At 65.6% G+C, this 8398-nt stretch carries 10 protein-coding genes; 5 read left to right on the top strand and 5 right to left on the bottom strand.

Going from position 1 to position 8398, the window contains the following annotated elements; all coding sequences use genetic code 11:
• Together PKA57_RS07455 and PKA57_RS07450 are read left to right on the top strand one after the other, a co-directional pair.
• On the top strand, positions 1 to 474 hold a 474-nt coding region (locus PKA57_RS07455; protein ID WP_324299090.1), incomplete at its 5' end, for a PaaI family thioesterase.
• A 5-nt stretch (positions 475 to 479) separates the two neighbouring features.
• The gene (locus tag PKA57_RS07450; protein WP_324299242.1) at positions 480 to 929 is read left to right on the top strand and encodes a PaaI family thioesterase; all 450 of its coding nucleotides are present in this window, start codon (positions 480 to 482) and stop codon (positions 927 to 929) included.
• Between the two features lie 20 nt (positions 930 to 949).
• Here PKA57_RS07450 and arsC read toward each other — a convergent pair whose 3' ends face one another.
• From arsC to PKA57_RS07435, 3 genes are read right to left on the bottom strand one after another with little or no spacing between them, the layout of a single operon-like run.
• Positions 950 to 1309 (bottom strand): arsenate reductase (glutaredoxin), encoded by a 360-nt coding sequence (gene arsC / locus PKA57_RS07445; protein ID WP_324299087.1) that lies wholly within the window; start codon positions 1307 to 1309, stop codon positions 950 to 952.
• A gap of 44 nt (positions 1310 to 1353) precedes the next feature.
• Complete coding sequence (locus PKA57_RS07440) at positions 1354 to 2412, bottom strand: quinone-dependent dihydroorotate dehydrogenase (protein ID WP_324299086.1); 1059 nt, start codon at positions 2410 to 2412, stop codon at positions 1354 to 1356.
• A gap of 5 nt (positions 2413 to 2417) precedes the next feature.
• A complete protein-coding gene (locus PKA57_RS07435; RefSeq protein WP_324299084.1) occupies positions 2418 to 2759 on the bottom strand; it encodes a DUF952 domain-containing protein in 342 nt (113 codons plus the stop codon).
• A gap of 154 nt (positions 2760 to 2913) precedes the next feature.
• Between PKA57_RS07435 and PKA57_RS07430 the strand changes: the two genes are divergently transcribed.
• Positions 2914 to 3555: a helix-turn-helix transcriptional regulator gene (locus PKA57_RS07430; protein WP_324299082.1), complete on the top strand. Its 642-nt coding sequence runs from the start codon at positions 2914 to 2916 to the stop codon at positions 3553 to 3555.
• Here the strand turns inward: PKA57_RS07430 and PKA57_RS07425 are convergent.
• Together PKA57_RS07425 and PKA57_RS07420 are read right to left on the bottom strand one after the other, a co-directional pair.
• The gene (locus tag PKA57_RS07425; RefSeq protein WP_324299080.1) at positions 3536 to 4354 is read right to left on the bottom strand and encodes a hypothetical protein; all 819 of its coding nucleotides are present in this window, start codon (positions 4352 to 4354) and stop codon (positions 3536 to 3538) included. The two genes, PKA57_RS07430 and PKA57_RS07425, sit on opposite strands and share 20 nt — an antisense overlap.
• A gap of 98 nt (positions 4355 to 4452) precedes the next feature.
• Positions 4453 to 6072 (bottom strand): lysine--tRNA ligase, encoded by a 1620-nt coding sequence (locus tag PKA57_RS07420; protein WP_324299078.1) that lies wholly within the window; start codon positions 6070 to 6072, stop codon positions 4453 to 4455.
• A gap of 136 nt (positions 6073 to 6208) precedes the next feature.
• Between PKA57_RS07420 and PKA57_RS07415 the strand changes: the two genes are divergently transcribed.
• Together PKA57_RS07415 and PKA57_RS07410 are read left to right on the top strand one after the other, a co-directional pair.
• Positions 6209 to 8089 carry an ATP-binding protein gene (locus tag PKA57_RS07415; RefSeq protein ID WP_324299076.1) on the top strand — a complete coding sequence of 627 codons (1881 nt, stop codon included), beginning with the start codon at positions 6209 to 6211 and terminating at the stop codon, positions 8087 to 8089.
• 55 nt (positions 8090 to 8144) lie between these two features.
• Positions 8145 to 8398 (top strand): hypothetical protein (locus PKA57_RS07410; protein WP_324299074.1); only part of this gene is annotated, 254 nt, incomplete at its 3' end.

Genomic DNA, 8398 nt, shown 5'->3' with positions numbered 1-8398 from the left:
GAAATCGTCGAAGCCATGAAGGCCTCGATGATCGCCTATACGCCGCAGGCAAAGGCCCTCAACATGAAGGTCATCGATGCGTCCGCCGCCAATGCCTGGCTGAGCGTCCCCTATGACGAGAAGCTCATCGGCAATGTGGAGACGGGCGTCATTCACGGCGGCGTCATCACGACGCTCCTCGATCACACCTGCGGCATGGCCGTCCAGCTCGCTCTTTCCGCGCGCATGTCGATCGCGACGCTCGACCTCAGGATCGACTACATGAAGCCCGCGACGCCGGGCCTTGCGCTCATGAGCCACGCGCATTGCTACAAGGTCACGCGCAACATCGCCTTCGTGCGCGGCACGGCCTATCACACGGACGAGGCGGACCCCATCGCCGCCTGTGTCGGCACGTTCATGCTGGGCGCCAACCGCACCATGCCGCCCAGCGCGATGGCGCTCGGCGACATCATGCCGAAGAGCGAAGGGTGAGCGAGATGACCGACAACAAATCCGGAGATGCCGTCGTGACGCGCGACCTCGAAAAGTTCATCGAAGCGATCCCCTATGCGCGTTTCCTCGGCATTTCGGTCGATCAGAAGGGCAACGAGATCACGACGGTGCTCAAATTCGACGAGAAGCTCATCGGCAATCCCGCGCTGCCGGCGCTGCATGGCGGCGTCATCGGCGCCTTTCTCGAAATGACGGCGATCATTCAGGTCGCCTTCGAGACGGGCATGCCCTCGATCCCCAAGCCCATCGGCCTCACCATCGACTATCTGCGCTCGGGCAAGCCGCTCGACACCTATGGACGGGCGCATATCACCAAGCAGGGCCGCAGGGTCGTCACCGTGCAGGCCGAAGCCTGGCAGGAGGACCGCGCGCGGCCCATCGCCTCGGCGCATGGGCATTTTCTACTCAAGGCCGAGGAACAGACGGGCGCCTGAGCGGGGCGCCCTTTCCGCTCTCAGAGATCGGTGAAGAGATCGAGCACGTTCTCCGGCGGGCGGCCAAGCGCCGCGCGCTGACCGAAAAGGACCACGGGCCGCTCGATGAGGATCGGGTTCTCGGCCATGGCCTGCACGAGCCTGTCGTCGCTCAGGGCCTCATCGTCGAGGCCCAGCTCCTTGTAGAGCGCTTCCTTCTTGCGCATGAGGTCGCGCGGCTTCATGCGCAGCTTCTTCAGGACCGATTTCAGCTCCTCCGCGGAAGGTGGCGTCTTCAGATATTCGACGATCTCGGGATCGAGGCCATGCTGCTCGAGAAGCGAGAGCGTGGAGCGCGAGGTGCTGCAACGGGGATTGTGCCAGATGGTGACTTTCGCCATGCCAGATTCCTTTCCGGGGTTTGCCTTGCAAGACCGGCCTTTCGCTAGGTGGCTTCCTGGTTCTTCACATCGACGCCGACAGCATCGCGAATGTTCCCGAAACCATCGGCGGCGAGGGCCTGCGCCAGCTCCCGCTTGATGCGGCGGACAAGGGCCGGCCCCTCGAAGACGAGCGCCGTATAAAGCTGAACAAGGGACGCGCCCGCGCGGATCTTCGCATAGGCGTCCGCGCCCGACGACACGCCGCCGACACCGACGATGGGGATCTTCCCGCCCGTGAGGTGATACATCGTCTTCAACACCTCCGTGGACAGAGAAAAGAGCGGCCGGCCGGAAAGACCGCCCGTCTCGGAGGCGGCGGGCGAGGAGACGAGCCCCTCCCGCCTGATTGTCGTGTTGGAGACAATGAGACCGTCGAGCCCCTTTTCGAGCGCGACTTCGGCGATGTCGGCGAGTTCGGCATCGGTGAGATCGGGCGCGATCTTGAGGAGGACGGGCGTGCGCCCTTCGCGCGCGGCAAGCACGCGGGCGACGAGGTTTTCAAGCTCGGCCTTGTTCTGGAGCGCGCGCAGGCCGGGCGTATTGGGCGAGGAGATGTTCACCGTGAAATAGGAGGCGAGCCCCTCGAAGGCGGCGATGCCCGCCTCGTAATCGGCGATCCTGTCGGCCGCGTCCTTGTTGGCGCCGATATTGACGCCGACGATGCCGGGCTTTGAGCGGCGCGCCTCGAGGCGCCGCTTCAGCGCCGCATGCCCCTCATTGTTGAAGCCGAGCCGATTGATGACGGCGCCCTCGCCGTTCAGGCGGAAGATGCGTGGGCGCGGATTTCCGCTCTGCGGGCGCGGGGTCGTGGTGCCGACCTCCGCGAAGCCGAGCCCCAGCTTCAGCATGGCGTCGGGCACTTCGCCGTTCTTGTCAAAGCCCGCGGCGATGCCGAGAGGATTGGAGAAATGCAGGCCCCAGAGGTCGATCGCAAGCGAGGCGGGATCGGGCTCATCGTCGCGCGGGGCGAGACCGAGCTTCAGCGCAAGGATCGTCAAGCGATGCGCGCGCTCGGGGTCGATGTGGCGCAGCATGGGCCGCGCAAGCGGAAACAGATCCATGTCGTTCAATCCATCGCGGGGAAACGATGTTCGCCGCTGGCACAGAGGGGAAGCGGATCGACGCGCTTGACCGCGCCGAGATCGAGCATGCCATAGAGGTGGGGAAAGAGATCGCCGCCGCGCGAGACTTCCCATTTGAGATCGAGCGGCGCGGGATCGACCGCGACGAGCACGAGATCTGCCGCGCCGGCAAAATGCTTCGCCGCCGTTTCGCGCACCTGCGCCGCCGTCGAAAAATGGATGAAGCCGTCCCTGAGATCGACGGCGGAACCCTCGAAGCGCCCCTTGGCCTCGGCCGCGCGCCACTCGCTCTCCGTCACGATCTTGTAAATGGTTCGCGCGCTCATGGCCGCCCTTTCACATGCGGGCGCAATGTAGCGAGGGGAACCCCTGCGGACAAGAAACGCGGCCCTCATATTCCGGCTGCGGGGCGGTATTTTCTGTGCGAAGATTCCTATTTTCCGGGCCAGAAGTCCGAATAATAGGAATTTCCGCCTCGCCATGCCGCAATCGCTCTCCCATGGCCGCCTGTGGGCCGCGATCGATCAGCTTGCCCGGCATCATGGCTTGTCGGCCTCCGGTCTTGCCAGAGCGGCGGGGCTCGACCCCACCGCCTTCAACAAGTCGAAGCGCATCACCGCGCAAGGGCGCCTGCGCTGGCCGAGCACGGAAAGCCTTTCGCGCATTCTCGATGCGACCGGCGCAAATCTGGACGAATTCTTCGCGCTCGTGGAAGGCCAGGATGCTGCTCCCCGGCAGCGCCGCGTACCGCTCATCGGACTGGCGCAGGCAGGCGCGGGCGGGCATTTCGACGATGCGGGCTTTCCGGCCGGCAGCGGCTGGGACGAGGTCAGCTTCCCCGACATCAACGACGAGAATGCCTATGCGCTCGAGGTCACGGGCGACAGCATGATGCCGGTCTATCGGGAGGGGGACATCATCGTCGTCTCGCCGGCAGCATCGATCAGGCGCGGCGACCGCGTCGTCGTCAAGACCGTCGCTGGCGAGGTCATGGCGAAGGTGCTTGCACGGCGCACGGCAAGAAGCATCGAACTCGCCTCTCTCAATCCGGCTTACGAAACGCGCATCCTCCACCCCGAGGACATTCTCTGGATGGCGCGGATCATCTGGGCCAGCCAGTAGCGCCGTCCGCCTTCCTCGTATCGGCGCCGAACTGATCGGCGAGAATGGCGCGCAGTTCGCGCTCGTCATGCGTATCGAGCGCGCGCTTCAACCGTTCGGCGCGCTGGTGCGCGAACCGTCCCGACGCATCGGCCGGTTCCGCATCGAGAACGTTCGACAGCGCCTGCCGCGCTTCCGCGCGTCGCCATGCGCCACCCAGCGCGACGAGCTGCAGCGCATATTGATAGGCGATCGCCGCATTGCCGCCGTCGAGCGCCAGCGCATAGGTATAGGCCGCGATGCCTTTCTCGAGCGAGGCGCCGTAAATCGCCTGCCCGAGCAGGCCGCCTTGATGCACGATTTCGAGATTCCAGCCGCCGAGAAGCGCATTCGCCCAGGGGTTGGTCGGCGCAAGCTGAAGCGCCTGGTCGATATGCTGGCGCGCCTCGTCGGCGTAACCCGCGAAATGCGCCGCGACCACACCGTCGAGCCTGCCGAGAAAACCGAGCGCCAGGGCGAGGCAGAGATGGCCTTCCGGGTTTTGCGGATCGAGCGCGATCGCGGCGCGGGCATCCTTCTCCGCCTGTTCGAAGCGCGCGCGGCGCTCGGAAGGAGGCGCGAGATAGTCGCCTTCTGCGAGTTCCGCGCGCGCCGCAAGCGCGTTTCCTTCCGAAGTGCCGAGCGAACGCGCAAGCTCCGCCGCCTCCTCAAACCTTCCCCGCACATAAGCGTCGCGTGCGGCCTCCATGCCTTCCGACGCCCGCGCCGGGAGAATGGCGAGCGCCAGAAACAGGATCAGAAGGACGGAGCGTGCGGCCATGCCCGCATGATCCGGCCATGCGACGCGGGCGGCAAGAGTGCATGGCCATCACATCTGCGTGTGAGGGACGCTATGGAGAATGAGCCGCCAGCGGCGCCTCAGCCCTTCGAGAGATCCTCGCCATCGAGAGCGCGGCGGATGAGGCGCACCGTCTCCTTCACGCCGTAAAGCGCGATGAAGGAGCCGAAGCGCGGCCCCTGCGCCTCGCCCAGGAGGATTTCATAGAGCGACTTGAACCAGTCGCGCAGATTCTCGAAGCCATGCGTCTTGCCGATCTCGTAGACGATGTTCTGGCAATCCTCGGCCGTCGCATCGGCGCCCGCCTTTTCGAGCGCCTCCGCCAGATCGACAAGCGCGATGCGTTCGATCTCGCTCGGCGCGCGATAGGTCTTGGCGGGCTTCACGAAGTCGTGGAAATAGTTGATCGCATAGCCGACAAGCTGGTCGAGACGCGGGAAGCGCTCCGGCGTCGCGTCCGGCGCGTAGCGGCGGATGAAGCCCCAGAGCACGTTCTTGTCCGCCGCATGGCTCGCGCTCACCAGATTGAGAAGCAGCGAGAAGCTGATCGGCAATTCCTCCGACGGCGGATTGCCGCCATGAATGTGCCAGACCGGATTGCCGAGCCGCTCCTTCGCCGCCTGCTTCGGATAGGCGGCGAGGAATGAGAGATATTCATCGACATTCTTCGGAATGACGTCGAAATAGAGCCGCTTGCCGGTGCGCGGCGACTGGAACATGAAGAGCTGGAGGCTTTCGGGGCTCGCATATCGGAGCCAGTCCTCGATCGAAAGACCGTTGCCCTTCGACTTCGAGATCTTCTTCCCCTCCTGATCGAGGAAAAGCTCGTAGTTGAAGCCTTCCGGCGGCGTGGCGCCGAGCACGCGGCAGATGCGCGAGGCGAGCTTGACGGAATCGATGAGGTCCTTGCCTGCCATTTCGTAGTCAACGCCGAGCGCCGCCCAGCGCATCGCCCAGTCAGCCTTCCACTGGAGCTTGCAATGGCCACCCGTGACCGGCACCTCGATCACCTCGCCCGTGTCCGGTTCCTCATAGCTCACTGTGCCCTTCTCGACATCGCGCGCGACGAGCGGCACGAGCAGCACGTGGCCCGTGCGGGGGCTCACCGGCAGAATGGGGCTGTAGGTGGAGGCGCGCTCCTCGCGCAGCGAGGGCAGCATGATGTCCATGATGGCGTCGAACTTCTCGAGCACCTTGAGGAGCGTCGCATCGAAACGGCCGGACTTGTAATACTCGGTCGATGAGGCGAACTCGTATTCGAAGCCGTAGGAATCGAGGAACGAGCGCAGCATCGCGTTGTTGTGCGCGCCGAAGCTCGGAAACTTGCCGAACGGGTCCGGAACCTGCGTCAGCGGCATGTTGATGTAGTTGGAGAGCATCTCCTGGTTCGGCACGTTGGTCGGCACCTTGCGCAGGCCGTCCATGTCGTCCGAGAAGCAGAGAAGCCGCGTCTTGACCCCCGGCGCGAGCGTCTCGAAAGCCTTGCGCACCATGGTCGTGCGCGCGACCTCGCCGAACGTGCCGATATGAGGCAGGCCGCTCGGTCCGTAGCCCGTCTCAAAAAGGATCGTGCGATCGGACCCGCCCTCTTTCTCGAGCCGTTCCACGATTTTTCGCGCTTCCTCGAAGGGCCAGGCCTTGCTGACGCGGGCCGCTTCAAGAAGCTCGGTGTCGCTGACGGTGAGGGAGTTGGACGGCATTTTCGAACCCGGAATGGCAATACTTAGGAACTTGTAAAGTGCCCGGACCCTATGCTCTGGCCCCCCATGCCGTCAACGCGGCGAACCTTCATTCGTAAAACCCCGGGCGACAGTGCCAGAGTAACCGAATAGCGCCATGACGTCGGAACCGGATTCGGCTGAGAGAGCCCCCCTGAAGGCCCCCGAGGCCGGCCCGAAACGGCGCCTGCGCCGGCCGCTCGACATCGGCACGAGGATCGAGGCGGAGCAGGTCCGCCTGCTCTTCGAACTGGGCGAGGCGAGCCGCCTCACCATGTTCTGGGCCATCCTGATCGTCGGGCTGGCCTTCTCCGCGACGGCGCCGCTCTGGGCCACCGGCGTGGTGCTTCTCATCCAGCTCATCGCGCAGATCAGCTTCGACCGCGTGCGAGCCGGGTTCCGCTCCGATCCCGATGCCACCGGGCGCGCGCTCACCTGGGCAAGACGCTATGCCGCCGTGGCACTCATCAGCGGCTCGACATGGGGCATGGGCGCGCTGGTGTGGCTGCCCGGCTCGTCCTTCGCCCACCATATCTTCTATGCGCTCGTCGTCTCCTGTCTTTCCATGGCGACCGCGGTCACGCGCTCGACCTACCCGCCTGCGATCGTCGCCTATATCACCCCCATCGCGCTGCCGACGCTCGCGCTGCTGCTTCTCTCGGGCGAGCCGCTCGGCATGGCGACGGTCGCACTTGCGGCCGTTCTCGTCCTCGCCATCGGCGGCTGGACGCGGCGCGTCAACCGCTCCTATCGCGAAGCGATCCGGCTGCGCTTTGAAAATGCCGATCTCGTCGAGCGCATGGCGCGGGCCCATGCCGCCACCGAGCAGAAACGCCAGGACGCCGAGGAGGCCGAGCACACAGCCCGCGCCGCCAACAAGGCCAAGGGCGAATTTCTCGCGATCCTGAGCCATGAAGTGCGCACGCCGCTCGACGGGATAGCGCGGATGGCCAATCTCCTGCGCCAGGAGCCCCTGAGCGAAAGCCAGACCAATCTTTCCCAGGCGATCGGCGAGTCGAGCCGGATGCTGAGGCGGCTCTTCGATGACATGATCGACTTCTCGCAGATGGAGGCGGATGCGCTGGAGCTGAAGCCGCTGAGCTTCGATCCGGCCGAGATCGCGCGGAGCGTGACCCGCCTGATGCGGCCGCATGCGGCCGAACGCGGCCTTTCGCTGGAACTCGACCTCGCGCCCGGCGCGCCGCCCTATATCGTGACCGATCCGGACAGGCTCAGGCAGGTGCTCGTGAACCTGATCTCCAATGGCATCAAGTTCACGGAGACGGGCGGCGTCATGCTGAGACTGCAGCCCGTGGCCTTCGCGCAGGGCGGGGCGGGCGTGCGCTTCTCCGTGCTCGACACCGGCATCGGCCTCTCGCCAGAGGCGCAGGCGCGGCTTTTCGACAGTTTCGCGCAGGGCGAAACTGCGAACGGCCATGGCCGGCCCGACGGCATGGGCCTCGGGCTTGCGATCTCCGACCGCCTCGTCGCGCTCATGGGAGGTCGCATCCAGGTCGACAGCGCGCCCGGACGGGGCAGCACCTTCTCCTTCCTCATCCCGCAGGAAGCTGGCACTGCCGCCGCCTCACCCTCGCCCGCCCCCGCTCACGTGGCAGAACAGGGCGACGCCGCCAAGGGCGCAAGGCGAGAGCGCCTCGTCGATCACGATCATCTCTATGAGCTCGAGCGCGAACTCGGCCAGACGGACATAGCCGAACGCATCGTCGGGGCGCTCGAAACAATTCTCGACCTTGAGGACGGGATCGACGCCGCACTTCAGGCGCAGGACGCCGGCGCTCTTCGCGACAAGGCGCTCCAGCTCGGAAGGCAGGCGGCGGATATCGGCCTCGTCGCGCTGTCGGGCGTCGCGAACGATATCGGGCAGGCGGTCGAGCGCGGCCAGGCCGAGCAGGCCATCAACGACGTGCCGCGCCTTCACCAGAAAATCTCGGCGACCCGAGGCGCGCTGGCCGATGTCTTTCCCGGACTTGGCCACTAGCGAGGGCGATTAGAGGTTTCGCGGCGCCTCACGGGCGCGGCTATACTCGCGGGCGATGAACCACAATCCCTCAAGCGATTCGGCGGGGCTCCCTACCTCGCATGGCCCCGTTCTGCCCGATGCGGCGGCGCTGGTTCCGGCGCGCATCGGCGCGGGGGCAAACAGCCGCTGGGGCGCGCTTGCGGTGAGCGCCGATGGCGAGGTCGAGGAACTCGGCGCGGAAGAAGCGCTCGCCCGGCTCCAGCGCGAGGCGGTGATGGTCGTCCATCCGGCCTTTACGGCGCGGCGCATCGCGCTCGGCCTTCCCGG

Source organism: Parvibaculum sp. (genome assembly GCF_035325945.1).
In the GTDB taxonomy this organism is placed as follows: domain Bacteria; phylum Pseudomonadota; class Alphaproteobacteria; order Parvibaculales; family Parvibaculaceae; genus Parvibaculum.
Note: the sequence above shows the minus strand (reverse complement) of the source record. Positions and strands in the feature narration are given on the sequence as shown.